This is a genomic window from Psychrobacillus sp. FSL H8-0487 (assembly GCF_038008385.1).
Classification (GTDB): Bacteria; Bacillota; Bacilli; order Bacillales_A; family Planococcaceae; genus Psychrobacillus; species Psychrobacillus psychrotolerans.
The window spans coordinates 1,859,084-1,885,844 of record NZ_JBBOZA010000001.1 but is presented as its reverse complement, the minus strand read 5'-3'; the positions used below and the strand labels follow the sequence as shown (position 1 = coordinate 1,885,844).

The 26,761-nt window shown below is 35.7% G+C and carries 32 protein-coding genes; 21 read left to right on the top strand and 11 right to left on the bottom strand.

The annotated features are described in order from the left end of the window. Window positions 1-40 precede the first annotated feature (40 nt). Window positions 41-505, bottom strand: coding sequence for a DUF2621 family protein (locus MHI47_RS09365; protein WP_340769232.1), 465 nt, complete (start codon window positions 503-505; stop codon window positions 41-43). 115 nt (window positions 506-620) lie between these two features. Between MHI47_RS09365 and MHI47_RS09360 the strand changes: the two genes are divergently transcribed. The 4 genes from MHI47_RS09360 (at window position 621) to MHI47_RS09345 (ending at window position 1,956) form a co-directional block, all read left to right on the top strand. Further along, entirely contained in the window at window positions 621-836 is a 216-nt protein-coding gene (locus MHI47_RS09360) for a DUF1659 domain-containing protein (RefSeq protein WP_093534168.1), read from the top strand. 24 nt (window positions 837-860) lie between these two features. Continuing rightward, window positions 861-1,073, top strand: a complete 213-nt coding sequence (locus MHI47_RS09355; protein WP_093534170.1) for a DUF2922 domain-containing protein — start codon at window positions 861-863, stop codon at window positions 1,071-1,073. A 65-nt stretch (window positions 1,074-1,138) separates the two neighbouring features. Next, window positions 1,139-1,261 carry a YvrJ family protein gene (locus MHI47_RS09350; protein WP_093535645.1) on the top strand — a complete coding sequence of 41 codons (123 nt, stop codon included), beginning with the start codon at window positions 1,139-1,141 and terminating at the stop codon, window positions 1,259-1,261. A gap of 104 nt (window positions 1,262-1,365) precedes the next feature. Beyond that, a complete protein-coding gene (locus MHI47_RS09345) occupies window positions 1,366-1,956 on the top strand; it encodes an SCO family protein (protein WP_340769230.1) in 591 nt (196 codons plus the stop codon). A gap of 36 nt (window positions 1,957-1,992) precedes the next feature. On the opposite strand, the gene mscL is transcribed toward MHI47_RS09345, so the two are convergent. Further along, window positions 1,993-2,370 (bottom strand): large conductance mechanosensitive channel protein MscL, encoded by a 378-nt coding sequence (mscL, locus tag MHI47_RS09340; RefSeq protein WP_093534174.1) that lies wholly within the window; start codon window positions 2,368-2,370, stop codon window positions 1,993-1,995. A gap of 228 nt (window positions 2,371-2,598) precedes the next feature. On the opposite strand from mscL, the gene MHI47_RS09335 reads away from it, so the two are divergent. Further along, complete coding sequence (locus MHI47_RS09335; RefSeq protein ID WP_340762309.1) at window positions 2,599-3,267, top strand: lytic transglycosylase domain-containing protein; 669 nt, start codon at window positions 2,599-2,601, stop codon at window positions 3,265-3,267. A 40-nt stretch (window positions 3,268-3,307) separates the two neighbouring features. Here MHI47_RS09335 and MHI47_RS09330 read toward each other — a convergent pair whose 3' ends face one another. Further along, the gene (locus MHI47_RS09330) at window positions 3,308-3,559 is read right to left on the bottom strand and encodes a GlsB/YeaQ/YmgE family stress response membrane protein (RefSeq protein ID WP_093534178.1); all 252 of its coding nucleotides are present in this window, start codon (window positions 3,557-3,559) and stop codon (window positions 3,308-3,310) included. Between the two features lie 497 nt (window positions 3,560-4,056). Then, window positions 4,057-5,175, bottom strand: coding sequence for a radical SAM/CxCxxxxC motif protein YfkAB (gene yfkAB / locus MHI47_RS09325; RefSeq protein ID WP_419958444.1), 1,119 nt, complete (start codon window positions 5,173-5,175; stop codon window positions 4,057-4,059). Between the two features lie 129 nt (window positions 5,176-5,304). Here yfkAB and MHI47_RS09320 point away from each other — a divergent pair, with 129 nt between their 5' ends. The 6 genes from MHI47_RS09320 (at window position 5,305) to MHI47_RS09295 (ending at window position 10,761) form a co-directional block, all read left to right on the top strand. Beyond that, entirely contained in the window at window positions 5,305-5,802 is a 498-nt protein-coding gene (locus tag MHI47_RS09320; RefSeq protein WP_340769229.1) for a DinB family protein, read from the top strand. A 121-nt stretch (window positions 5,803-5,923) separates the two neighbouring features. Beyond that, window positions 5,924-8,632: an aconitate hydratase AcnA gene (acnA, locus tag MHI47_RS09315; RefSeq protein WP_093534182.1), complete on the top strand. Its 2,709-nt coding sequence runs from the start codon at window positions 5,924-5,926 to the stop codon at window positions 8,630-8,632. 170 nt (window positions 8,633-8,802) lie between these two features. Continuing rightward, on the top strand, window positions 8,803-9,411 hold the full coding sequence (locus MHI47_RS09310) for a hypothetical protein (RefSeq protein ID WP_093534184.1): 609 nt from the start codon (window positions 8,803-8,805) through the stop codon (window positions 9,409-9,411). A gap of 77 nt (window positions 9,412-9,488) precedes the next feature. Next, entirely contained in the window at window positions 9,489-9,914 is a 426-nt protein-coding gene (locus tag MHI47_RS09305) for an acyl-CoA thioesterase (RefSeq protein ID WP_093534186.1), read from the top strand. Further along, on the top strand, window positions 9,914-10,219 hold the full coding sequence (locus tag MHI47_RS09300; RefSeq protein ID WP_093534188.1) for a hypothetical protein: 306 nt from the start codon (window positions 9,914-9,916) through the stop codon (window positions 10,217-10,219). Before MHI47_RS09305 ends, MHI47_RS09300 begins: the two co-directional genes overlap by 1 nt. A gap of 95 nt (window positions 10,220-10,314) precedes the next feature. Beyond that, entirely contained in the window at window positions 10,315-10,761 is a 447-nt protein-coding gene (locus tag MHI47_RS09295) for a hypothetical protein (protein ID WP_093534190.1), read from the top strand. A gap of 5 nt (window positions 10,762-10,766) precedes the next feature. Here MHI47_RS09295 and MHI47_RS09290 read toward each other — a convergent pair whose 3' ends face one another. The 3 genes from MHI47_RS09290 to plsY all read right to left on the bottom strand — a co-directional run bounded on the left by MHI47_RS09290 (window position 10,767) and on the right by plsY (window position 12,116). Continuing rightward, window positions 10,767-11,078, bottom strand: coding sequence for a hypothetical protein (locus tag MHI47_RS09290; protein WP_340830581.1), 312 nt, complete (start codon window positions 11,076-11,078; stop codon window positions 10,767-10,769). Window positions 11,079-11,192: 114 nt separating this feature from the next. Then, the gene (locus MHI47_RS09285; protein ID WP_340830580.1) at window positions 11,193-11,486 is read right to left on the bottom strand and encodes a HesB/YadR/YfhF family protein; all 294 of its coding nucleotides are present in this window, start codon (window positions 11,484-11,486) and stop codon (window positions 11,193-11,195) included. A gap of 24 nt (window positions 11,487-11,510) precedes the next feature. Then, complete coding sequence (gene plsY, locus MHI47_RS09280) at window positions 11,511-12,116, bottom strand: glycerol-3-phosphate 1-O-acyltransferase PlsY (RefSeq protein WP_340830579.1); 606 nt, start codon at window positions 12,114-12,116, stop codon at window positions 11,511-11,513. 450 nt (window positions 12,117-12,566) lie between these two features. Between plsY and parE the strand changes: the two genes are divergently transcribed. Beyond that, window positions 12,567-14,537: a DNA topoisomerase IV subunit B gene (gene parE / locus MHI47_RS09275; RefSeq protein ID WP_340830578.1), complete on the top strand. Its 1,971-nt coding sequence runs from the start codon at window positions 12,567-12,569 to the stop codon at window positions 14,535-14,537. Further along, the gene (gene parC, locus MHI47_RS09270; protein WP_340830577.1) at window positions 14,534-16,960 is read left to right on the top strand and encodes a DNA topoisomerase IV subunit A; all 2,427 of its coding nucleotides are present in this window, start codon (window positions 14,534-14,536) and stop codon (window positions 16,958-16,960) included. Before parE ends, parC begins: the two co-directional genes overlap by 4 nt. A 23-nt stretch (window positions 16,961-16,983) precedes the next feature. On the opposite strand, the gene MHI47_RS09265 is transcribed toward parC, so the two are convergent. After that, window positions 16,984-17,199, bottom strand: a complete 216-nt coding sequence (locus MHI47_RS09265) for a hypothetical protein (RefSeq protein WP_340830576.1) — start codon at window positions 17,197-17,199, stop codon at window positions 16,984-16,986. A gap of 142 nt (window positions 17,200-17,341) precedes the next feature. Here MHI47_RS09265 and MHI47_RS09260 point away from each other — a divergent pair, with 142 nt between their 5' ends. From MHI47_RS09260 to MHI47_RS09245, 4 genes are all read left to right on the top strand, one after another. After that, window positions 17,342-17,893 (top strand): copper resistance CopC family protein, encoded by a 552-nt coding sequence (locus tag MHI47_RS09260; RefSeq protein WP_340830575.1) that lies wholly within the window; start codon window positions 17,342-17,344, stop codon window positions 17,891-17,893. Further along, a complete protein-coding gene (locus MHI47_RS09255) occupies window positions 17,890-18,996 on the top strand; it encodes a copper resistance D family protein (protein ID WP_093534206.1) in 1,107 nt (368 codons plus the stop codon). The genes MHI47_RS09260 and MHI47_RS09255 overlap by 4 nt, the downstream gene beginning before the upstream one ends. An 81-nt stretch (window positions 18,997-19,077) precedes the next feature. Next, window positions 19,078-19,587, top strand: a complete 510-nt coding sequence (locus MHI47_RS09250; protein ID WP_340830572.1) for a GNAT family N-acetyltransferase — start codon at window positions 19,078-19,080, stop codon at window positions 19,585-19,587. A 259-nt stretch (window positions 19,588-19,846) separates the two neighbouring features. Next, window positions 19,847-20,809 carry a nucleoside hydrolase gene (locus MHI47_RS09245; RefSeq protein WP_340832022.1) on the top strand — a complete coding sequence of 321 codons (963 nt, stop codon included), beginning with the start codon at window positions 19,847-19,849 and terminating at the stop codon, window positions 20,807-20,809. Between the two features lie 31 nt (window positions 20,810-20,840). On the opposite strand, the gene MHI47_RS09240 is transcribed toward MHI47_RS09245, so the two are convergent. From MHI47_RS09240 to MHI47_RS09230, 3 genes are read right to left on the bottom strand one after another with little or no spacing between them, the layout of a single operon-like run. After that, complete coding sequence (locus MHI47_RS09240; RefSeq protein WP_340830570.1) at window positions 20,841-21,965, bottom strand: Ger(x)C family spore germination protein; 1,125 nt, start codon at window positions 21,963-21,965, stop codon at window positions 20,841-20,843. 1 nt (window position 21,966) lies between these two features. Next, on the bottom strand, window positions 21,967-23,073 hold the full coding sequence (locus MHI47_RS09235; protein ID WP_340830569.1) for a GerAB/ArcD/ProY family transporter: 1,107 nt from the start codon (window positions 23,071-23,073) through the stop codon (window positions 21,967-21,969). A gap of 16 nt (window positions 23,074-23,089) precedes the next feature. Next, window positions 23,090-24,625, bottom strand: a complete 1,536-nt coding sequence (locus tag MHI47_RS09230; RefSeq protein WP_340830568.1) for a spore germination protein — start codon at window positions 24,623-24,625, stop codon at window positions 23,090-23,092. A 229-nt stretch (window positions 24,626-24,854) separates the two neighbouring features. Here MHI47_RS09230 and MHI47_RS09225 point away from each other — a divergent pair, with 229 nt between their 5' ends. The 4 genes from MHI47_RS09225 to MHI47_RS09210 all read left to right on the top strand — a co-directional run bounded on the left by MHI47_RS09225 (window position 24,855) and on the right by MHI47_RS09210 (window position 26,570). After that, a complete protein-coding gene (locus MHI47_RS09225; protein ID WP_340830567.1) occupies window positions 24,855-25,346 on the top strand; it encodes a DUF2975 domain-containing protein in 492 nt (163 codons plus the stop codon). A gap of 16 nt (window positions 25,347-25,362) precedes the next feature. Beyond that, window positions 25,363-25,587: a helix-turn-helix domain-containing protein gene (locus MHI47_RS09220; protein ID WP_340830566.1), complete on the top strand. Its 225-nt coding sequence runs from the start codon at window positions 25,363-25,365 to the stop codon at window positions 25,585-25,587. 224 nt (window positions 25,588-25,811) lie between these two features. Next, window positions 25,812-26,018, top strand: coding sequence for a helix-turn-helix transcriptional regulator (locus tag MHI47_RS09215; RefSeq protein ID WP_093534220.1), 207 nt, complete (start codon window positions 25,812-25,814; stop codon window positions 26,016-26,018). A 54-nt stretch (window positions 26,019-26,072) separates the two neighbouring features. After that, window positions 26,073-26,570: a hypothetical protein gene (locus tag MHI47_RS09210; RefSeq protein ID WP_340830565.1), complete on the top strand. Its 498-nt coding sequence runs from the start codon at window positions 26,073-26,075 to the stop codon at window positions 26,568-26,570. Window positions 26,571-26,761: the final 191 nt, after the last annotated feature.

Here is a 26,761-nt window from a genome sequence, read left to right as displayed (position 1 = left end):
TATGAGTAATATCTATACAATAAGAACACTTACAGGTTTGTTATCTCTGGATTGATTGCGTAGGCTTGTCTTTAGACAATTCAAAGTACTTGTTATAAGGAGTTACATCAATATCCATCTCGGCAAGCTTTTTACGTAGAAATTTATGATCTCTCTTTGGAGTTGCAATGATATATCCGCGTATTAATAACTCTTGCGTAATGGATTTAGCTTTTTCTTCTAAAGCCAACTGTCCTATTTTCCCTGCTATTTTTTGTTTCGCAACAGGTCTGAATAGATCTGGAACTGGTGTAACTAATTCGTTGAGCAGATGCTTTTGCTCATCATTCCAAAGATGGATTGTTTGATCTACATAATATTCTTCCCAATCCAAATCTGATTTCCCATCTTGCTTAGGCAGTGACTTACCAAACTTGCGGAACATAAAGAAGCCGCCAATTCCCATAAGTACCACTAATAGGACAACCCAAAAAAGAATAAACCATAAAAACCAACCTTCTAGCAAACTATTCACCTCATTCTCTAATACTCAGTATAAGTTGTTCCGTAAAATATTTCATCCTCCATGTATCCTTTCTGTTAAAAAAGTTCTATCTACTAATTGAAAGGAGGGGATAGACATGGCAAACCTAGAGTATAAACATGCAGTATTAAGACTCATTTTTGAAGGAGGAATAACTGAAGAAGGTAAGATGATTTTAAAGTCAAAAACCTATCGTAATGTTCGAGCAAATGTAACAGCAGACCAACTGGATACTGTTGCATTAACACTTAGTTCCTTTTCCGAAAGACCATACATCGGAGCTGAGAAAGTAGAAACTATGCAGGTAATCTAATAATGAGAGAGGAGACTGGAGAAAATGAGTAAAACACTACAACTACAGTTCGAAACAGCGCGCGGAAAAAATGTTACATTAACAGTAGATGAACCGAGAAGTAATCTAACAGAAGCAGAAATGCAAACAGGTATGGAAACAATTATTTCAAGTAATGCTTTTCAATCGGATGGTTCTCCTTTGGCGGTTATTAAAAGTGCCAAGATTGTGGACCGAACAGTAACCGAAATTATTTAACTTTTGAAGACTCTCCAGAAATGGAGAGTCTTTTTAAAAGAATAAAATGGATGGGTGTGAATAATATGGAGCAGTGGCTAAGTGTAATTCAAGATGTTGGCTTTCCCATCTTTGTATCATTTTATTTGATGCATAGAGTAGAAACAAAACTAGAGGAGATTAAAAACGTCCTGTTATCATTAAATTAGTGCATTTATTCACAGAAATGTTGGAATAAATAAGACAATGTAGTTGAAGGTATAAAATTGTTTCGTTAAGATGAGGGTATGAAGAGAAAAGCGAGGTCTCAGGAATGAAGAAGTTATTTATATTATTATGTATTTCGGCAATTGTTCTTGTTGGCTGCGGTAGCAGCGGCAATTTTGAAGCACAGACTAACTGGGAAGTTTCCGAGTTCGATTATGATAATCAGCGTGGGGAAACTGTTTCTTTAGAGGATTTAAAAGGCACAGTCTGGTTATCCACATTTATTTTCACAGATTGTGAAACTGTATGTCCTCCAATGACATACAATATGAGCGATATTCAAGCGATGTTGAGTGAAAAGGGTATTGAGGATTACAAAATTGTAGCATTTAGTGTGGACCCAGAAGTGGATACACCCGAAAAGCTCCAAGAATATATCGCAAATTATGATGTAATAGATGAAAGTAAATGGGAACTTTTAACTGGCTATACGCAAGAGCATATTAGTGGCTTTGCAGCAGATTCTTTTAAGACCTTAGTTCGAGATGATCCGAATACAAACCAAGTTATTCATGGAACTTCTTTCTATTTAGTCGACCAAAACGGGATAGTCGTAAAAAATTATAGTGGCAATACAGAAGTGCCAAAAGAAGAAATTGTCATTGATGTGGAAACATTAATTGAAGATGGAAAATAAAAATCAGCCTTTCCAAATGGAGAGGCTGATTTTTATTTAGGCATTATTTTGCTTTTTTAACAAATCTCTAATCTCTTCCAACAATACCTCTTTCGAGTCAACGGGAGGAGCTTCTTCTGTAATAGCTACAGCATCTTCTTTACGTTTAAATTTAGATATTAATCGAATAAACATGAAAATAGCAAAAGCAATAACGATAAAATCAAAAACGGATTGTATGAAATTCCCGTATAAAATTTCTTTATAATGTAAAGAAGAAAACTTACCACTAGGAAGTAATAAACCAATAGTAGGCATAATTATATGTTCTACTAATGATGTTACGATCTTACCAAATGCTGCTCCAATAACAACAGCAATTGCTAAATCTAGTACATTTCCTTTAAAAGCAAACTCTTTGAAGTCTTTCCACATATTTTTCACCTCCGTATTGTCATACTACAAAAGAATCTCTTATTTGTATATATCGACAAACTTCGCATTTTTACTATTGTTTGTAGGGATATTGTGCTATTGTTATAATCTATATAATAATCAGTTAGTTGGGAATACTGGATGAATGTGCTCTTTATAGTAATGTTAATTTTAAAATGGTTAGAGTAGTCTTTTACAGCAATATAAGTAGAATAGGTGAATAAATAGATGAAGAAACAAAAGGGAATATCTTATAAAACAAAGGGTTGGATGATCGTATTACTTCTTCCTATTACGATAACTATCTATATACTAGCAATTATAGGTTGGCAACAATTGGTGAAAATACCTGTGGTACAAGAATGGGCGGAAATTATTAATAGTAGCACTGCAAAATTGGATGTGCCTACCGAATATATTGAATTGTATAAAAAAGCAGAAGACAATTATGGGGTGCCATGGACTTTATTAGCCGCTCATCATCGGATTGAAACTAGATTTTCTACAATGGATCCGTTACTTTCTCCAGCCGGCGCTGAAGGGCATTTGCAATTTATGCCATGTACGTTTGTTGGTTGGTCACATCCAAGCTGTGGGGGACTAGGCAAGGGGGATATCCCGGAAAAAGATAAAATTAGTCCAGCGATTATCGAACAATACGGTGGGTACGGGGTAGATGCTAATAACGATGGGAAAGCAGATCCATATGATCTAGAGGATGCTATATTTAGTGCTGCCAATTATCTCGCAGCAAGTGGGGCGGCGGATGGGGAGATAGAAAAAGCCGTTTTCAACTATAATCACAGCGAGAAATATGTGGAAGACGTACTTCACTTCTATCATTTGTACGAGAGTCAAGTAAAAGATCTACAAGCAGCAGCATATTCTTCGCAGTAAAAAAGGAAGTACTCAATTGAGTACTTCCTTTTTTTAATTATTACGCTTTACGCATAGCTTTTAAAATAAAGCTTAAGATCAGTACTAAAATAATTGCACCGATTAATGCTGGAATAATTGCCATATCCCAGATAACTGGACCCATGTCAGGGAATATTAATCCACCGATCCATGCACCAATGATACCTGCGATGATGTTACCAATAATTCCTCCTGGTATATCTTTACCTAAAATAAGTCCTGCTAACCAACCGATTATACCACCGATTATTAAGTATAAAATGAATCCCATCTTTTCCATCTCCTTATGAATGTATTATTGCTTCACACTCTTTATATATCCATCCTACACAACTAATAAACCTAAGTTTATTATTTTTATTTATAATACTGCATATGGATGTTAGAAGTGCCTTAAAAGTCAGTGATATCAAGATATCCAGATGCATGTAACGCTTTTACAAATTCAACATTTTTACAAATTAAGTCCTTAAAAAAAGTAATTCAAATTTTCAAAATGTTTTGCGTTCTAAAGGATTTTGCATTATAATGTAAAAAAGGAGTGGAGATCATGGATATTCGATTAAACAAAAGATTAAACAAGCAAGGAGTAGTCATTGCAATTCTCCATACAATCATAATTTTAAACTTAACCATTGACTTTTTCTTCATCCATTAAACTTATGTAAAGGGCAGTTTGCAGCTGCCCTTTACAATGTACTCTATAGTAGTATGAACTAAATTTATCAAAAAATGCCTTGCATGTTGAAAAACATGCAAGGCATTTTCTTATTTAACAGATCCACTCATAAACTGTTCATCTTTATAATACATATTCTTCACTAAAATATTTGGCCCTAAGCATTTTACAGCTGGACAATGGCAATTGAGTGATTTAGAAAGAGGCGAAGCAAGCCATTTCTCAAAAATATCAGGAAGCGTATCCGTTTGAATATTCCCTAAAGCTGGTGCGTCTCCAAAATCAGTGACAATCACCTCGCCAGTAAATATGCTTACATTCAAACGGGAACGACCATCAGGATCATTTCTAGTGGAAACATTTTTTGAATGACGCAGTCTCTCTAAAAGCTGAATACTTTTATCATTTTGGCTACATGGATAAAATGGTAAGGTTCCAAATAACATCCACACATTGTCATCACGGAAATCTAAAATCTGTTCAATTGCTTCATGCGTTTCTTCTAAAGTTAAGGTAGTTAACGCACTGGCGAAGTCGGATGGGTACATAGGATGTATTTCGTGCCGTGCACATTTCATCTCTTCTACTACTTGTTTATGTATATGCTCTAGATAGGGAAGAGTTTTTTTGTTCAACATCGTTTCTGCTGAAACCATCACTCCCGCTTCTGAAAGCATACGACTATTGTCAATCATTCGTTGAAAAAGTTTAGCTCGCTGTTCATAGGAAGGTTTTCTCTCCATCATGGCAAATCCAGTTTCGACAAATTCATCTACGGTTCCCCAGTTATGAGAAATATGTAATACATCTAAGAAAGGCGCAATCATTAAGTAACGTTCAGGCTCCAGCGTAAGATTTGAATTCATCTGCGTACGAACACCTCTACTATGAGCATACTTTAATAGAGGAAGGACATAATTATTAATGGACTTTTTAGACAGCATAGGTTCTCCACCAGTGATGCTTATCGTTTTTAAGTGGGGGATTTCTTCTAAACGTTGGAGGATTAGTTCTATTGGAATTGCTTCGGGATCTTTCGTTTGTAATGTATATCCTACTGCGCAATGGGCACAGCGCATATTACATAAAGTAGTTGTCGTAAATTCAATATTACTTAAAGTTAGCTTTCCAAACTGCTCCATGTCTCGATATGCTTCCCATGGATCATTCATTGGATTCATTGTTTTCTTGGTTTTCATTTCAATCATTATTTAAACTTCCTTTCAATAGTGTATTGTCGCATATTTTAAGGAAAAAGAAAATAACGGACGATTGTTGCTTGTTTGTCACTTATAATGGGTATAAAGAAAGTACAACGCAGGGAGTGGAGGAATTATATGTTTATAGAAAAAATTAATGAAATTAGAAAGAACTTATTCAAACAAATCGATTCACTAACAAACGAGCAATTTAACGAAAAACCGGATAAAGACTCATGGTCTCCTAAAGAAATCGTCGATCATTTAGTGAAAATGGAACAAACCATCATTACAGGCATACAACAAGAGCTTGCAAACCCGACAAGCCCTAAAGCAAAGAAAAAACCAATAAAGCTATCTACATTAAGAATAGTAAAAGTGAAGGCTCCATCTTATACAGTTCCGTCCAGTGACTATAAAAGGACAGAAGAAATGAAATCGCAGCTACATCAAGTGAGAATGGAACTACTAGCTCTCTATAAATCGAACAATTCTACTGTATTAGAAGAAAAATCATTAAAACACCCTATTTTTGGACAAGTTCCACTCATACAGTGGTTTGAATTTACGGGTTTACATGAAAAAAGACATGCAAAGCAATTAGAAAAGACTATTGAAAAAATAAAAGGTCATTAATAATAGTTATGACTTATAATAATTTTAATCTAATTTACTTATCAAGTATATTCTTGTATGATTAGTAGTGGAGAAAAGTCACTTAACAAACACTTTTCAATAGATCTTAGGAGGAATACAAATGGCAAAAAGTAATTTACACAATAGCCGTACTTCGTTTTCTCTAAATGGTAAAGAGTATAACTACTATCGTTTAGCAGCACTAGAAGAAGCTGGCATCGCAAAAGTTTCACGCCTTCCTTATTCAATCAAAGTATTATTAGAATCTGTTTTACGTCAATATGATGGCTATGTTATTAAAGAAGATCATGTAAACCAATTAGCAAAATGGGGTAAAGATGCTAATACAGAAGCAGAAGTACCTTTTAAACCTTCACGCGTTGTACTTCAAGATTTCACAGGAGTACCAGTAGTTGTAGATTTAGCATCACTTCGTTCAGCGATGAATGAAATGGGTGGAAATCCAGACAAAATCAACCCTGCTATTCCAGTAGATCTTGTAATCGATCACTCGGTACAAGTAGATAAATACGGTACTGCATCAGCTTTACAAGCTAATATGGATCTTGAATTTGAGCGTAATGCAGAGCGTTACAACTTCTTGAAATGGGCTCAAACTTCATATGATAATTTCCGTGCTGTACCTCCAGCAACTGGTATCGTTCACCAAGTTAACTTAGAGTACCTAGCACCAATCGTACATGTTAACGAAGGTACTGATGGCACTTTGGAAACCTTCCCAGATTCAGTAGTAGGTACTGACTCCCATACAACAATGATCAATGGTCTTGGCGTACTTGGATGGGGTGTAGGTGGTATTGAAGCGGAAGCAGGAATGCTTGGTCAACCTTCATACTTCCCAATTCCCGAAGTAATCGGCGTTAAATTAGTTGGAGACCTTCCAAACGGAACTACTGCAACTGATTTAGCACTTAAAGTGACGCAAGTATTACGTCAAAAAGGTGTTGTAGGTAAATTTGTTGAGTTCTTCGGACCAGGTGTATCTAAATTACCTTTAGCTGACCGTGCAACAATTGCGAACATGGCTCCTGAATATGGTGCTACATGTGGTTACTTTGCAATTGATGAAGAATCTATCAACTATTTACGTCTAACGGGACGTGATGAAGAGCATATTGCTGTAGTAGAAGCTTACTTAAAAGCAAATGATATGTTCTTTGATCCAACTCTAGAACCTGTTTATACAGACGTTGTAGAGATCGATCTTGGAGATATCGTAGCAAACCTTTCTGGACCAAAACGTCCACAAGATTTAATTCCACTTACAGATATGAAAGTTCGTTACCGTGAGTCAGTTGTTGCTCCACAAGGCACACAAGGTTTCGGTCTATCTGAAAAAGAATTTGACAAAACAGCTACTGCTAAATTTGCAGAAGGTGATGTAGAAATTCCAACAGGGGCTGTAGCAATTGCTGCAATCACTTCTTGTACAAATACATCTAACCCATATGTAATGTTAGCTGCTGGTTTAGTTGCTAAAAAAGCAGTAGAAAAAGGACTTACAGTTCCAGCTTACGTTAAAACTTCTCTAGCTCCAGGATCTAAAGTAGTTACTGGTTATTTAGAGGATTCTGGTCTAAACGTGTTCCTTGACAAAATCGGATTCAATACAGTTGGATACGGTTGTACAACTTGTATCGGTAACTCAGGACCATTATTACCTGAAATTGAAAAAGCAATTATTGACGAAGATCTTTTCGTAACGTCTGTTCTTTCTGGTAACCGTAACTTTGAAGGTCGTGTACATCCACTTGTGAAAGCAAACTATTTAGCTTCACCACCATTGGTAGTAGCTTATGCACTTGCTGGAACTGTAGATATCGACCTTGAAAAAGATTCATTCGGTACGGACAAAGATGGCAACGAAGTATTCTTTGCTGATATCTGGCCGTCAACAGAAGAAGTAAATGAAGTACTTTCAACGGTTGTTACTCGTGAATTATTCCAAAAAGAATATGCACGTGTATTTGATGAGAACGAAGCTTGGAATGCTATTGAAACGTCAACTGAATCTTTATATTCATTTAATGACAAGTCAACATACATTCAAAACCCACCATTCTTCCAAGGATTATCTAAAGAGCCTGGTGCTATCCAATCACTAGATAAAATGCGCGTAGTAGCTAAATTTGGGGATTCGATTACAACAGACCATATTTCACCAGCTGGTGCAATTGGTAAAGATACTCCAGCAGGTAAATACTTGCGCGAAAATGGGGTTGAAATACGCGACTTTAACTCATACGGTTCACGTCGTGGTAACCATGAAGTAATGATGCGTGGTACATTTGCAAACATACGTATTCGTAACCAAGTAGCTCCAGGTACAGAAGGTGGATATACAACTTACTGGCCAACAGGCGAAATTATGCCTATCTATGATGCAGCTATGAAGTATCAAGAAACGAATACTGGTTTAGTAGTTCTTGGTGGAAAAGATTACGGTATGGGATCTTCTCGTGACTGGGCTGCTAAAGGAACAAACCTATTAGGCATTAAAGCTGTTATTACAGAAAGCTTTGAGCGTATTCACCGTTCTAACCTAGTTATGATGGGTGTATTACCACTTAACTTCTTACCAGGAGAAAACGTTGAGTCATTAGGCTTAACTGGTAAAGAAGAAATCAGTATTAATATTGCAGAAGGTGTTAAACCTCGTGATATTTTACAAGTTACAGCTAAAGCTGAAGACGGAACTGAAAAAGTATTCAACGTACTTGCTCGTTTCGATTCAGAAGTAGAAGTAGACTACTACCGTCATGGTGGTATCCTACAAATGGTATTACGTAACAAAATGTTAGAAGCATAAGAATTACCTTAAAAGAGACTATTCCTTCTTAGGATATAGTCTCTTTTTCTTTTTATAGGGAATTCTTCATCTCACATCTAACGCAATACCTTACAACCGATTGTGCTTTTACACATTAAACAAGGTAAGAAATTTAGTTTATACTTAAAGAACTGAAGGAGGGGTTATGAATGTTTGGTAATTTGTTTAAAAAGAAAGATCCAATTGAGAAGTTTTGGCAGTACTTTATCGATCATGAGAAAAAACTTTATAATTTAAGGGAGGACGACATAGAGAAAATATACGGAGATTTATATAGATTAATAAATAAAGTAAACAATCAACTAACTTTTTCTACCCCTGTCGCATTGATCAATGGGAAAAGAGAATTTACTATTAAAGCTTCATCTATTGGAAAAAACTTTCCTGATGTAATTCGGCTAGTAGATGCTGCTCCCACAATGGAAAAGTTTACAATCATCGCATTTGAGCAACGAAATGATGGGGAAGATGGAACAACAGTAAATGATATTATGCTCACTCGTGATGATGTCTTTTTCAACTATACATATGATCAGGAATATACAGCGTTCTATTTAAAGTTATATATTAAAGGGTTTGAGGAAGAAAATGATGATTATTACCAAGTAACTTTTGATTTGCTTGAGTTAGTCATAGGGGAATATGTGCTTGGTACAGAAATTACAGAAATCGAATTTAATAAGTTTTATATAGCAGATAACCTCTTGCCAATTAATGATTTAGCAAAAATATTAGATACAATTAAATTAGGAAAGTAATGATTTTTATCTACAAAGTAGTGCGTAACAGTATTTTTATCAGCTATTTAGTATAATTACCACTGAGGTGACTTTAAATGTTTTTAAGTGAAAAAGAAATTGAAGTACGATATGCTGAAACCGATCAAATGGGTGTAGTATATCATGCGAATTATGTTATTTGGTTAGAAATAGGAAGAACCCAACTAATCAAAGACTTAGGATTCTCCTATGCGGGACTAGAGCAAGATGGATACCTTTCGCCGGTAACAAATGTGAATGTAAACTATAAAACTCCTGTGAAGTACGGGGAGACTGTAGTGATTAGAACCTGGATTGAAAAACATAGTAAGCTACGAACAACCTATGGTTATGAAATTATACATGAAGACGGTACAGTTGCTTCAAACGCAACATCTGAGCATGTAATAGTGAAGAAAGACAACTTCCGACCCGTATCTCTGAAACGAGTTCATGCGGCATGGGATGCAAAATATGTAGAAATAGCCAAGGAGAATGCTTAATGGCATTTGGTATTAAACGTCATGAGTTAAATGAATGGAAACGAGATGTCCTGGAGGGGAATATAGCTTTCTTAACGCATTATTGGATTGATGAACGATTTCCTGGTTGTAACACGGTCACCAAAGTCGGCTGCAGTGATGTGCCCAGGCTAATTGAATGGGGTAAGAAATACGGCTTAAAGGCCGAATGGATCGACTATAAAGAAGCTTTTCCTCACTTTGATTTATTTGGTAAACACGAGATGGATATCATGGTAAAAGAGGGATTGTTGGAGCAGTTAGAGAGATTTAATAGGAATTCGTAAAAACAGCTAGAGATTATTGAAATCTCTAGCTGTTTTTATTTGTAATTCAGTTATAATTAAATGAAAAGTCTGGATATTAGGGGGAGGAGTAATAAATGGTTTACAAGTTAGTAACAGCAAAAAGCCCAATATTCCTGGTTTTAGCCTATGGAATGTTCTTTTTTTTCTTAAGTATTGGTGAATCTGGAGTATCTATATTCTGGTCTATTTTTCTCCTGCTTTTTGGTGTTATTAGCTTCTTTATAAAGACTGAATTCATTATTAACCAAGATAACCTGAATTATCAGACCATGATTTTTCGTTTTACAGTTTTTCAAAGGAATTTGTCTCCAACCGATATAAATAAAGTTGTCTTTAAACGCTATGGGTGGGCGACTAAAGGAGCAACACTTAAACTGCATAAAGGATTTAATATAAGGATTGTACAGTTTACCCCCAATAATGTAACAGCCCAATTAGAAAAGTTTGCTATTAACAACAATATCTCTATTACCAAGTCAAAGGACTATTTGTTGCTAGAAAGAAGAGAAAAATATAGATAATTGGATTACTCTAAATAAGTAAATCCGTTTTTAGTTTGAGTCGATTTAGCAATTGTGGAATTGGCTAGATTCTCCTCATCCAAAGGGGAAGTGGAGTTATCTATTATAGGATCACCATATGCAGAAGTATCATCTTTTTTGGTGTCCGGATTAATCCTTCCGCTGCTCACATTTTGAGTACTCTTTGCAATAGGAGAAGTGGCTTTAGTATGCTGATCATTTAGAGAAGGATGCGTATCATTGATAGGGTCCCCATAAGCAGTGAAGGTAGAAGGATCTTTTTTGTCTGACTTAGCGCTTTTATTTTGGTCTGTCATTTATATCAACTCCCTAAGTAGTCTTTAAATATCAACCTTATCATCCCCGATAGAATGCAGATTATACAAAATACTAAATAATTCTCCAAATAAAAAAAGCGCATCCTAAGTGGATTACGCTTTTTTGTATACATAGGATAATTCATCCCTAGTAGAATCTAGCTCTACGTGCAAATCATGTCCATCAAAATACCATTCATCCGTTTCTTCTATAAAAAACAAGATATCCTCTTTTTTATAGGTTACAGCAGGCTCGAATGGTGTGTCCTTCGTGACCCCTAAAGAAAAGCCTTCATGAATAGGACTTGATCCTCCGTAACGTGCAAAAAAGCGAATGTTATCGCCTTTTACAGCTTCCATTTCCTTGTGAAACCAATGCATTGCATCGGAAGAAATAAGTATTTTCATACGTACCACCATACTTTCATCAGATTAGATCCAAGACACTTTTGGTTCGGTACCAGCTTTAATGCGTTTAATATTTGTACGGTGACGATAAAATATGAATGTTGCCAACAATAGGACAATTACTACAAGTGGCCAGTCCTTATCTACCGTAAAGTAATAAATGACACTGTACAATACAGCAATTATCGCTAAAATCATGGAAGTGAGAGATACCATTTTTGTCATTTTTAAAATGATAAAAAATCCTATTACTAATATGACAAAGATTGGCCAATTATACCCTAGCAATAGTCCACCAGAAGTTGCTACTGCTTTTCCACCTTTAAATCCTGCAAAGATCGGGAACATATGACCTACTACTGCTATAACCCCTAGGATTAACGGATGAACATTTACCGTTTCGAATATAGCCAAAGAACCTAGCAGAGTTGCTGCAGTCCCTTTTAGAATATCCAAAATCGTAACAACTAAGCCCGCTTTTTTTCCCAGTGTTCTAAATGTGTTTGTACCGCCTAAATTTCCACTACCATGCTCTCGTATATCGATATTATAGAATAGTTTTCCAACCCATAGTCCAGAGGGAAGTGAACCTATTAGATAAGCGAGTAAGAGTAAAAGAATTATGATCATAGTATACTCCTTTGTTATAAATCTATAATTATATTTATCTTTTTAAGTGTACCATGTATATTTATAAGTATTCAATGCTCTTGAGAGAAAGGTTTTTCAAATATTTTATTTAGTCGTGATACAATTGAGAAGATAAAAGAACTAAACTTACATAAAATCCGTTTTACTAGTATTATTAGGTTATAATCAATGGAAGTTTCACTTTGTCAAAAGAGGAGCAAATGGAGTAGCCGATGTGCTAACTCCAGTTTTTTATTCTCCATTTCTTTAAGTCAAGAAGGAATACAGTAACAATATCTAGAATGCTTTAAAAGGGAGTTTGCAATCTAATACATCTTTCCTTACAATTAAATTCTGGCATTAACTACTGAAAAAATTGACATAATGAGTATCCATTTGTAGGCTAAAGGAAGAGTAAAGAACAGATGTTTTGTTTTGGAGGGAAAGTATTTGAGTAAAGTTGGAGCAGTAAATAGTTATAGTGATGATGATATTCAGGTCTTAGAAGGCTTAGAAGCCGTTCGTAAAAGACCGGGTATGTATATTGGTTCAACAGATGCAAGAGGTTTGCATCATTTAGTATATGAAATCGTAGATAATGCAGTAGATGAAAGCCTTGCCGGTTTTGGTAATCATATCCTTGTGACTATTCATGCGGATCAAAGTATTACTGTCCGTGATTTTGGTCGGGGGATGCCTACTGGTACACATAAAACAGGAATACCAACTGCCGAAGTTATTTTTACTGTTTTACATGCTGGTGGTAAATTTGGACAAGGTGGTTATAAAACAAGTGGTGGTCTTCATGGTGTAGGTGCATCTGTTGTAAATGCGCTATCTAGCTATGTGGATGTGGAAATTCATCGCGACGGTAAAAAATTCCACCAGAGATTTGAAGATGGCGGAAAAGTTGTTCAATCGTTAAAACTAATTGGAACAACAAAAGAAACCGGGACTTCTGTTCGTTTTTTACCGGATGAATCTATCTTCTCCGTAGTTAAATACAATTACGAAACTTTATGTGAGAGATTGAGAGAATCTGCCTTTCTGTTGAAAGGATTAAAAATTGAATTAAAAGATGAGCGGACAGAAGCACACGACATATTCTTCTATGAAACAGGTATAGAAGCATTCGTTTCTTATCTTAATGAGGAAAAAGACGTCTTGCACCCTGTGTTTTACATGGAAGGCATACAAGATGAAATTGAAGTTGAATTTGCTTTTCAGTTTAACGACGGATATTCGGAAACGATTCTGTCTTTCGTAAATAACGTTCGTACACGTGATGGTGGTACGCATGAAACCGGAGCTAAAGCCGCTTTAACACGTGTCTTTAACGAATATGCTCGTAAAACCAATCTTTTAAAAGAAAAAGCCAAAAACTTAGAAGGATCCGATATTAGAGAAGGTATATCTGCCATTATTTCTATTCGAATTCCAGAGAATATATTACAATTCGAAGGACAAACGAAAGGAAAACTGGGTACAAGCGAGGCTAGAAGCGCTGTAGATTCGGTTATTTCTGAGAAATTGCAATATACTTTAGAAGAAAACTCAGAGTTAGCTTCTTCTCTAATAAGAAAAGCACTTCGTGCGCAGCAAGCTCGTGAAGCCGCGAGAAAAGCTCGTGAAGATGCTCGTAACGGGAAAAAACGTAAACCATCTGAATTGTTATCTGGGAAGTTAACTCCAGCTCAATCGAGAAATGCTGCGAGAAATGAACTCTATTTAGTCGAAGGAGATTCAGCAGGAGGATCTGCTAAACAAGGTAGAGATCGCACGTTCCAAGCAATCCTTCCACTACGTGGTAAAGTTATTAATACAGAAAAAGCAAACCTCGCGGATATTATGAAAAATGTTGAAATTGCAACGATTATTCATGCTATTGGTGGTGGGGTAGGAGCAGAATTCCAAATAGCGGATATTGCATACGACAAAATCGTTATCATGACGGATGCTGATACGGACGGTGCACATATTCAAGTACTATTATTAACATTCTTCTATCGCTATATGAAACCTTTAATTGAAAATGGTAATATATATATCGCTTTACCTCCGCTTTATAAAATTTATAAAGGTGTAGGAAAAAAAGAAGTTTCTGAATATGCATGGACAGAAAAGGAATTAGAAGCTGCTTCCGGACGAATTGGAAAAGGGTACATACTCCAACGCTATAAAGGTCTTGGGGAAATGAATGCTGACCAATTATGGGATACTACTATGAATCCCGAAACTAGAACACTTATTAGAGTGACTATAGAAGATGGTGCACGTGCAGAAAGACATGTGACCACACTTATGGGAGACAAAGTAGAACCACGTCGTAAATGGATAGAAGCTAACGTAAACTTCGGCTTAGAAGAGGACTCAAATATATTAGAAAACGACAGATTACACACGGAGGATGACTTAGCATGACACAAACCGAACGTTATCAAAATTTGCCATTAGAAGAGGTGATCGGTGATCGGTTTGGTCGTTATAGCAAATACATCATCCAAGATCGTGCACTACCTGATGCTAGAGATGGTCTTAAACCAGTTCAACGCCGTATCCTATTTGCCATGTTCCAAGAAGGCAATACAAACGATAAACCATTCCGAAAATCAGCTAAAACTGTTGGTAATGTAATTGGTAACTATCATCCGCATGGTGATAGTTCCGTTTATGAGGCAATGGTGCGTATGAGTCAAGATTGGAAGCTGCGCCATATGACCGTTGAAATGCATGGTAACAACGGTTCGGTGGACGGAGATCCGCCAGCTGCAATGCGTTATACAGAAGCTCGACTTTCTGCTATTTCCCATGAACTTCTACGCGATATCAATAAAAACACAGTAGACTATATTCCAAACTTTGATGATTCAGATTCAGAGCCAGTAGTATTACCAGCTAGATTTCCAAATTTAATCGTCAATGGATCTACAGGTATTTCAGCAGGCTATGCCACTGATATCCCACCTCATGCACTCCATGAAGCACTAGATGCCGTACTGATGAGAATGGAAAATCCAGCTGCCACTGTGGACGAGTTAATGACCGTTATCAAAGGTCCTGATTTCCCGACTGGTGGGATTATTCAAGGTGTAGAGGGTATAAAAAAAGCGTATGAAACCGGAAAAGGAAAAATTATCATTCGTTCCAAGACGGAAATTGAAACGATAAAAGGTGGAAAGCAACAAATTGTCATTACCGAGATTCCTTTTGAAGTGAACAAAGCAAATCTAGTCAAGAAAATTGATGAACAAAGACATGATCGACGTCTTGAAGGAATTGCAGAAGTTCGAGACGAATCTGACCGTACAGGTCTACGTATTGTCATTGAAATGAAAAAAGAAGTAGATGCACATGGTATTCTACAATATTTATTAAAAAACACGGATCTACAAGTGGCTTATAATTTCAATATGATTGCTATTCATAATCGTAGACCGACGATGATGACTCTTCCATTACTTTTAGATTCATACATTGGCCATCAGAAGGAAGTTGTCACTCGAAGAACGATTTTTGATTTGAAAAAAGCACAAGATCGATTACATATAGTAGCTGGCCTTATGAAAGCTCTCTCTATTCTTGATGAAGTGATCAAAGCAATCAGAGCTTCAAAAGATAAAAGGGATGCGAAAAACAATTTAATTTCTTTGTTTGAATTTTCCGAAGCACAAGCAGAAGCAATTGTTTCGTTGCAACTATATCGTTTAACTAATACAGATATTACGGAGCTTCAAAATGAAGAAGAAACACTCAATAAATTAGTAAAAGAGTTAGAGAATATTTTGGCAAAGGAAACTGCACTATTAAAAGTGATTAAAAAAGAACTTTTAGCAGTGAGAAAACAATTTGCAGAGCCCCGCAAATCAGTATTAGAAGATGAGATTGAAGAGATTAAGGTAACGTTAGATGTTCTTATTCCTAGCGAGGAAGTATATGTAACTGTAACGAAGGACGGCTATATTAAACGGACAAGTACACGTTCCTACACAGCCTCCAATGGGCAGGATTTTGCGATTAAGGATTCGGATTATTTACTGTATAAAGCGCCTATCAATATGCAAAATCATCTACTAATATTTACTTCTAAAGGGAATTATATTTACCAACCAGTACATGAATTACCGGATATACGTTGGAAAGATCTAGGCCAGCATATTTCGAGTATTGTACCACTGGATTCACAGGAAAGAATTATCAAAGTAATGGGAATCGATTCATTCGACCTGGATTTGAGCGTTTTAACAGCGACGAAAGATGGACAAATTAAACGTTCATTACTTTCCGATTATGTTGTACAACGATACGCAAGACCGATCAAGACGATCAACTTAAAGAAAAACGATGAACTAATCATGGCAGAACTAGTTGCTCCTTCTGACGATGTGTTAATCACGACGTATGCTAGTTATTCTGTTCGCTTCTCTCTAGACGAAGTGCCCATCACTGGTGTGAAAACTGGTGGAGTTAAAGCGATTAATCTAAAAGACGAAGATTATGTTGTTAGTGTCAACCCGATTTCTACACAAAACAAAGAAGATATCTTGTTAATCACCACTAGAGGTGCCATTAAAAAGATGGCTTTAAATGAAATCGAAGCTGGCGTAAGAGCTAAGCGAGGAATACTTACATTAAGAGAGTTAAAAACGAATCCTCATCGTGTATTCGACGTACTATTAGTGGAAAAAAATGACCAACTGATTATAGAAACAGAAAAAGGTCAGGAAACGATACTAGTAAATGCATACCGTCCATCCGATAGATATTCGAATGGTTCGTTTGTAATTGATACAGAAAAAGATGGCGATTTAGTTCGCGTTTGGAAGCAACCAAAAGAAGAGAACTAAAACTTAAGCGTTAAATTTTCAAACTAAAAATAGTTATAATAAAAAGCATTTCCATTAGGTGTTATACCTTCTGTGAAATGCTTTTTATATTTTGTATATTGTTGCTGTAATTTTTCTTCTTTTGATTTAGTCATTCGCACATGGGTACTAAAGTTAACCTCATTTCTAGCTAATGATACATCTTTGCCTATATTACGTATTAGGTGGTCTCTTTTACGTCTTGCAGTGGATTTTGCCATTAAAATCTCTCCTATATATTATATTTGACACATATAGAATATCTCAAAATTACGAAAAATACAAACTTCACACATTCTTCATGGCTTTATGGTATAAGTATAGTGGCATTAATATTTATGCACAAAATTTTGGAGGCTTATTATGAAAAAAATATTATGGATGACAATTGCTTGTGTACTTTTGTTTAGTAATAACGCGCTAGCACACACTGGCTTAGAAAGCTCCACTCCGGCACAAGGAAGTACTGTTACAGAAAAGTTAAATGACATTACACTTTCATTTTTAACAAAAATTGAAGAAACTAGCTCCTTTACACTAACGAATTCCTCTGATGAAGAAATAGAAGTAGAAGACATTACTGTAAATGACCATTTACTAACTGGGAATGTTACGGAAAGCTTGGCAAACGGAACTTACCAAATCAATTGGAAAATAATTGGAGCAGATGGTCACCCGATAGAGGGGGTTATTGATTTTGTTTTAGATGCTCCTGAAGAGGTTGAAGCAGTTGAACCAACAACTGAACCCCTTGATGAAGTAGAACCAGTAGAATCTAATACGGAAGAAATAGATACGACAGTGGAAACAGAACAAGAAGAGAAAAGCTCTATTTCAACAGTAGGAATTATTATCGTCTTAATCATTATCGTTGCACTAGCTGCTTGGTGGATGACTCGGAGAAATAAAAAATGATGTTTGTTTTAACCACTATAAGCGAGGCACTTCTATATGTGTGCTTCGCTATATTAATGGGGAGCTATATTCTTGCTTTATTCCCAGATGATTTAATACCTACTATTGTTGTTTCTAGAAAAGTAAAACTATTTGCTGTACTAGGTATAGCGATCTTTTCTTTTGTCCCGCTTATTAGCTTAGTCATCTACTTATCCGAAGACTATGGATTATTTCAATCTTTACAGTCCATTTTATTGACCTTCGAGGTAGGGAAATCTTGGTTATTCATGTTCGTTATAACGGTGTTTTTAGGAGTGTATATCCAATTCTTTCACGAAAAGAAAGCACCATATTATTCAATTATAGGGATTATACTCGTTTTTCTACTTATCTTGGGTGTAAGCTGGTCAAGTCATGCAAACTCTATTGAAAGCTTAAAAGGATTCATCACGCATTTCCTTCACTTTGCCTCTGTTGTCATTTGGGTAGGGATATTGCTTATAGTAGCTTGGTTCTCCAAAAATACGAAGAACTGGCTTTCCTTTTTAAAGTGGTTTCATATCATGGCGTTGTACTGTTTTGGTATTATAATAATAACTGGTTTATCGTTGATGAGCTTCTCTACACCATTAGAGGCATATCCTGATACTTGGATGGTTTCCTATGGTCAAAGCCTACTGATTAAGCATCTATTTATTATTCCACTAATTGCGTATGCTTGTATAAATGGAATTCTCATGAAAAAACGATTACTAAAAAAGGAGAATTTCGATCCTCGTCCTTGGGCAAGAGTAGAATTCTTCATACTTCTCCTAATTTTTGCAGCAACGGGGGCTATGAGTCAACAATCACCACCACATAATATGTACGAAACAATAAGTAATGAAGGTTTTTCTTCGTTATTTATACTCTTTCATGATGAAGTTGTATTTTCGGACATAGCTGTTCAATTGGTATTTAGTATAGACGGAGTACTCCTACTATGTATAGCGGTCCTTTTTCTTGTAATGAGCCTATTCTCATTCGTTAAAAAGATGCCGGCCATATTTTCCTTTATCATGAGTCTATTCGTCGTCATAGCGGCTTATTTGGGCTTATTACTAAGTATTCAAATTGTATAATCGGGTTCTTTTAAAAGCATTTCCAACGGTGTATAATCCATCTTGGAAGTGCTTTTATTTATAGGAGAATGGGGAATACAGATGAACCAAGATATAGTGATAACTGAAATGTCCTTCGCTGATTGGAATTCGGTCAGAGAGATATTTATAGAAGGGATTAGAACTGCGAATGCCACCTTTAGAACAGAAGCACCATCATGGGACGAATGGAATGATGATCACCTAACGAATTGCCGATTTGTTGCCAAACAGAATGGTGCAGTAGTGGGGTGGGTAGCATTTACCTCTATTTCTACGATGCGTGCATTTTCAGGAGTTGTAGAAGTAAGTATATATATTGCTTCAACTGCAGCTGGAATGGGGGTTGGTAGTAAATTGCTTCAACATATAATTGACTCTAGTGAGCAACAGCAAATTTGGACAATCCAAGCCATGATCTTCCCTGAAAATATTGCTAGCCTTAATTTACATAAAAAGTTTGGTTTTGAAGAAGTAGGTACGAGAAAACAAATTGGAAGATTAAATGGAATCTGGCGCGATGTCGTATTACTTGAGCGTAGAAGTAATATGGTCGGTGTCGGTGTTAAATAGCAGCTTAGAATTGCATACGAAAAAAGGGCCATCCCCCTTGAAAGGAACTGGTCTATTCTTCCACTTAGAAGTGATTGCATCTAAGTGGTTTTTTTATTGTTTACAAATTTTAGTATCCCATTTCATTTGTTACTCATTTGAAAAGAACAGGTTAGCCCTTTGCTTAGCTTCCATAAATATTGGTAAATAATAGGGACTCATTAGTACCATTAGACATAACATAAGGTACTTAAATAAGAAAAATAAAGGAGGGCCATACCTGAGTAAAAAAGTACTTCTATTCGGTGATATTGGCATCGACGATACGGTTGCATTAATCTATGCAAGTTTAAACAAAGATATAGAAATTGTAGGCATCGTAGCAGATTACGGCAATGTGTCTAGAGAAGATGCTGTATCGAATATATATTATTTAATGAAATTATTTGACTTTCCTGGAGGAATTCCAGTTATCCGCGGGGCGGAGGTACCTTTAACAGGGGAGGAGCCCACTTTCTATCCAGAAATACATGGAGAACATGGACTCGGTCCAATCATTCCGGATGATAAACAAACTGTAATTATCGAAAACTTCCTTGAAATAGTCCAAATAATAGAGAATTATAAGGATGAATTAATAATTGTTAATATTGGTCGACTTACTTCACTTGCCACGATGTTCATACTCTACAGAGACCTTATGACAAATGTGAAAGAATTTTATATTATGGGTGGGGCTTTTTGGATTCCAGGAAATGTCACAACTGTTGCAGAAGCAAATTTTCACGGAGACCCTGTGGCTGTGAATATTGTGCTAACGTACGCAAATAATGTAACGATTATTCCATTAAACGCCACACAACAGGCAATTGTCACACCTGAGATGGTAGATTATATAGAACAATTCGGGCAAACTAAAATTTTCAAACCATTAATGGAATACTATACACGCTTCTATCAAGAAAGGGACCCGTCCCTACAAGGGAGCCCCGTCCATGATGCTCTCACCCTATTAGCAACGATCTATCCAGAGATTTTCATGTTTGGATCTTACCCGGTTATTATTGTAGATGACCTGGGTGGACCTTCAAGAGGTCAAAGTATTGCTGATACTCGGCCGTATTCAAACAATAATGGGGAAAAGACTCATCGTATAGCAATTGATATAGATTACGAAAAATTCTTTTATCATTTCTTGTCTGTTATGACAGGTCAGCAAACAAATCGGAATACTAATTCATAAGTTTTACTAAGATGAGGTTTTAAATCCTCACTCATTCAAAAACGCCACTTCTCAGTATTGTAAGGTCTACTTTAACATTTACTTTCATATTTTTGTATAATTCATGCCATTTTTCCTTTGTCAGGTTAGAGTTTCTTACCGAGCTTCGATACTTATCTCCGAAAGCAAAAATGTCTGATTCCACACTTTGACAGTATGCAATAACCCTAGATATCTCACTTGATAGGTTTTTACTAATCGCATCTTCGAGTTTCTTGACAGTTTTGGGATCTCCAATATTTACATCAGGATAAATTTCTGTTAGTCTCGTTTTTATTGTGATATTCAAATCAAATTCTGGCGTATTTTTGTTAATTAATTTCAGCTCTTTCTCAGAAGTAAGAGCATCGAATGCTATAGGAATTTCATCAGGTTTGTTTTTCATCAAATCATCTGGAATTTCCTCTTTTGTCAAAATTGTTTCAAATGTTCCAGATTTATAATTACCTCCAATTAGTTTCACATAAAAAGTATCTTCTGGCCGTATTGAACTTACCATTTTGTCGTTCTTAAAAATAGCAATTCCCGATAATTCCACTAATTCTTCCTCTTTTTTTATGATAGGCATAAATAAATCTACTCCTTCCGAATAAAGATCTCGGCCCACTTCATGGAGAGTAGAGGAAATCATATTTTCTTGTTCAATGTTTTGTTCCAATAGCCTAAAAATATGTTGTCCTATATCTTCAATGTTTTGATATTCATATTCCAACAAAGGTGCCACTTCACCCTCCGTTACAGCCATATAAAGACCATTACTGACAGTTGGATTTTCCAGGTGTGCATCAACATAGCGATGAATACCATCCTTTGCTAACTCTTCTCCAAATAAGACAACTCTCATTTGACCTACTACTACTTTTTTAGATAATTTTCGGTTGGTTTTTACTCGATTGCCCTTGCTAGTTGAATTCTCCGTTGTGACCACTTCTACGTTACTATGAAATTCTGGATTCACTTCACGAACAGCAGAGGTAGTGGCCATCCTTTCTTCTTTTCCGACATCATAGCCAACTAAGATTACCAACCCCACTCTATCTAATATATTTGTCTCCACACACCCAATAAGGAGAATGGGAAGAAAAAGGAGAATGAAATAAAGTCTATAGTTCTTCATTTTATTCCTCCTTCTGTGATGTAAATTTCTTTTTTAACATAGTGATCAGGTATAACACAATTGGATAAACAAAAGTGATATAAAAAGCGGCTTTACTCAGGTAATTGTTCATCATATTTATCTGTGGTCGAGTTTGGACAATCAATGTACCAAGGAAAACAAGCATAGAAAAGATAAAAGCGAACTTAGTGTGACTTACTTTTACTATTCGAATCATCCCGCGATATGCAGTCCAGAGATATAAACAAAGATTCGGCAATATGATTAACATCCAGAAACAAACCGCCACAAACTCAAATCGCTCCATAAAAGGAAAACTGATAAAACTAAACAATGTTAATGTTGCCCAAACAGTTTTAAGGAGTTTTGCTTCAGTGTAGTACGTAATTGATACCAACATGACGGAAAGATAAATAAATGTGGTAGACAACAAAGCAAGGTGTGCATATTTGCTCGTTTTTTCCTTATCTTTAATAAAAGGATAAACTACGTTTAATATCTCGAACCCTATAATCGTAAAGGTCATAGAATATGCTCCTTTAAGTAAGGAGCTTATATTTGCTTCTAAAATAGGAAATAAACTTTCTACAGTTGAGAATTTTAGGGGAAATACTAACATTGGAATAATCCAGACAGCGAGCACGACACTAAAAAAAGAAATACCGACTATTACACGAAGTCCACCGGTAAATGCATAAATAATTATTAATAGTAGGGTAATCGAAAGAAACCATGTACTAATTCCCGGAAATATCCATGCTTGAATTACTTCAATATAATTTCTTAAGACAGAAAAAAAAGCTACAAAACAATATAAGATATAAATGGAATTCAAAAAATTCCCAATCCATTTTCCATAAATATCTTGTTGGATTCCAAAAAGGTCATTAGAGCTATACACTTCTAAAGTCTTAATCATACAAAAAGCGACTATATGTGTGGCAAGCCCTGCAATTAGAACCGAAATCCAGGCATCATGTTTGGCATCGTAATACACAATCCGTTGAAAACCATGTATACCAACCCCAATTTGAGCGCTATGAATGACAAAAAACAGCAAATAAGCATTAAACATATCTTTTGGGCTAAGTTGAATTGTATTATCCATTCTTTTCACCTTCAGTTCAGCTGTTTTCGGGTTTAATAGGTTCAGGTTTATATTTTTCTTTATCAACTGGTCTTGCTACCTCAGGTCTCTTAGACGTTAAGGGGAAAGGTAATCTGATAATACTATCTGCCATTCCTTTCAGCCTAGGCGGATAAAATGGCGATAAATAAGGAGCACCAAGACTAGTTTGGCGCAAAAGATGTATGAGGATAAAACAAAATGCTAGCATAATTCCATAAAAACCCCAAAAGCCAGCAAGTATAATAATAGGAAATCGGATTAGCCTAATAACATTACCCATCATATAACTTGGAGTAGTAAAAGAAGCCAAAGCGCTTAAAGCAACAAATATGAGTAAAATATTACTTGTAATTCCTGCTTGGACAGCTGCTGTTCCAATTACAATACCACCAACAATACCAATAGTTTGTCCAATTTTCGTTGGTAATCTCGCTCCAGCCTCTCTAAGCAATTCAATAATAAATTCAAGTAACAATGCCTCGAATACAGGTGGAAAAGGAACCAATGCTCTCGATTCACTAAGAGGAACCAAAAAAGCCTGAGGAATTACTTCATAATGAAACGTCAGTGCCCCTACATAGATAGGCGTCAAAAATACCGATAAAAGAATAGCCGTAAATCTTAAAAGTCGTGAAAATGTAGCAATCTGCCATCTAAGATTTTGATCTTCTCGACTCTGAAAAAATTCTATAAATGACTGTGGGCTAATAATTGCCATAGAACTACCGTCTACCACAATCCCTATTTTGCCGTTTAGTAGTCCGTCACAAAATCGGTCTGGTCTTTCCGTCAGAAGGATTTGTGGGAAAGCGGACATAGAATTATCGTCAATCATTTCTGCTAAAACCGCACTATCGAGTATTGCATCAATATCGAGATCAGTAATCCTTTGGCGTAACGTGTTAACCATCTGTTCATTAGCAATTCCATTGATATACAGAAGAGCAATGGAAATATTTGTCCTTTTTCCTATTGTGAACTTTTCATTACAAAGATCAGGACTTACAATATAGCGACGTATCAAGGAAATATTAGTAGAAATACTTTCATTGAATCCGACCTGAGCCCCAATTACTTGTGATTCGTTTTCAGGTGCGGACAAACTACGAGATTCCCTTTTCGGAATATTAGCCATTATTACTTCAGAGTGACCTTCCATATGGATAAGCACCGAACCAGTAACAATTGATTTTACGATCACGTCCAAACGAGTGGATGCATTTATCTCTGGTATGGAAAGTGCAGCCTTTATAGTATCTGGCGTATCAACTGATTTTTTTTGGAGATTGGAGATAATATGATCGTTTAACACTTGATCATTTACTAAATTGTCTATATATATAAGAGTAATATTAGGTGGAATGTCTTTCACGATTAAATCAGATGGATCCTGAGTTGCATCTTTGATTAATTGAACAAAATCCATCTTCAGCGGTGTCATCATGCCTATATCTTTTCTCGGAGCAGCTGTTTCTACGGGTGTTTTCTCTTTGTTGTGCTTGCTTTTACTGAAAGGTAGGGTAAATTTCATGTTGAAACAAAGGCTCCTTCCATTTCTAAACTTACTTTATAGAATGGGCTTTAACAGGCAAAACTATACTTTTTACAATTACTTTTAATAAACAACCAGTAGCTTAGTGGAATTTAATTACTAAAAATCTATTTTACAATAATTTTGTAATGTATTTTAATAATTATATATTGATAAACGATAAATCTAATGCTATTATGAAAGTATATTAAATGTAGGAGGTACTTTTATGAAACGAGGATCAACAATTTTTCTAAAGTTAGCTGTTATTCTTATGGGAATCCCCGTTCTCGCAATGTGTATTTTTTTATTGCCCCAAATAGCTGCGGAAGCCAAGGAGGCAATAGAAAAAGGATCGGAATTAGCGTATGTCGTGTACGGACTTTTAACAGTAATGTATATTTCCGCAATCCCTTTTTACTTCGCTTTGTACCAATCTTTTAAACTATTAAATTACATTGATAAAAACTTAGCTTTTTCGGACTTTTCTGTTAGAGCCCTAAAGAAAATTAAAACCTATGCGATTATTATAAGTGGCTTATATGTTGTAGCTTTACCATTTGTTTTTATCATGGCAGAGGTGGATGATGCACCAGGTTTAGTAATAGTCGGGATGGTACCTGTTTTTGCATCCTTAGTAATTGCCGTTTTTGCTGCTGTCCTTCAAAGACTTTTGAAAGAAGCGATAGATATAAAAGAAGAAAATGATTTAATAGTCTAAATCTGAGGTGAATAATATGGCAATAATTATCAATATTGATGTGATGCTCGCAAAAAGAAAAATGAGTGTAACGGAACTTTCAGAAAGAGTTGGAATCACAATGGCCAACCTTTCAATATTGAAAAATGGGAAAGCAAAAGCAGTGCGATTATCCACATTAGAAGCTATTTGCAAAGCGTTAGAATGTCAGCCAGGAGATTTATTGGAATACAGAAGCATTGACGAAGATCCGCAAATATAATAGTTCATTAAACAGGTAGAATATAGTACCAACGAAAGGCATCGAGAAAAATCTTGGTGTCTTTTTTTATTTGTTTGCTAGAGGTAATCATATAGCGATGTGCAACTATACCATACGTATTGAATAATAAAAAAGTAAAGTTAATTAAACATAAAGTAAAATAAACTATACAAAATGACAATTCAACTATACAATAATTTTAGAATGTTAGGAGAGGGAGCCATTTGTTAAAAAATCGAGTAAAAGAGTTAAGGGCGAGATTTAATTTGACGCAAGGAGACCTGGCGGAAAAGACTGGCGTAACTAGACAAACCATTGTTTCTTTAGAAAAAGGAAGTTATACCCCTTCGTTACTGCTTGCTATGAATATTGCAGAGGTATTTAAGGAACCAATCGAACAAATTTTCTACAAAGAGGAGAACAAGTCCTAATTGTTTTAGTATATTTATGTATTTTAATGCTTGTAAAAAGAAAGGGGTTATATAATGAGAAACTTGTCGATATCCATTGTTTTACGTATATTACTTATTATTTCATTCGCTCTGGTCACTTTTATGCAGGTAAAAGACACTCAGCTTTCTGATATGTTTTTAAATGATGAGATTAGTTTCGAATATTATAAGGAAAATGAGATTAATACTAGTGTGTATGGTTTAATTTTTGGCATTTTAGCCTTGATAAATTCCTGGTACACTAACTATCTTTCGAAGAAACGGAATAATGGGCGAATTCTTATGAGGGAAATAGTTATTCCCGAAATGAACCTAAATGACGATGAAAGAGAAGCTGAAATTACAGCCAAATCGGCCAAAGCAGCATTCTCCGTAATCATTATAGCCACATTCATAGTGCTAGCATTTTTTGCGTTAGTCATTCCATATTTGGATAACCCTTTGCCATATTCTGTTTTTACTATTGCTGCACTACCGATAATTGGACTTCTCACATACTACATCACATATAGAGTATTGTATTTACGATGAAAATGTGGAGTGGTTTGTATATATAGCATGACTTTGATGACACTTGGAAAAAGGAACAGGGGGGCTGGTAGATTTAAGGAATCTAGTATTGACGGTCTTTGGTATTCGAATCCTGACGACACATTTAAACATTAAATAGGCACATATGCAGATAAAGGCCAGTTTTGTTTCAAGCTCTACAAACATGACAA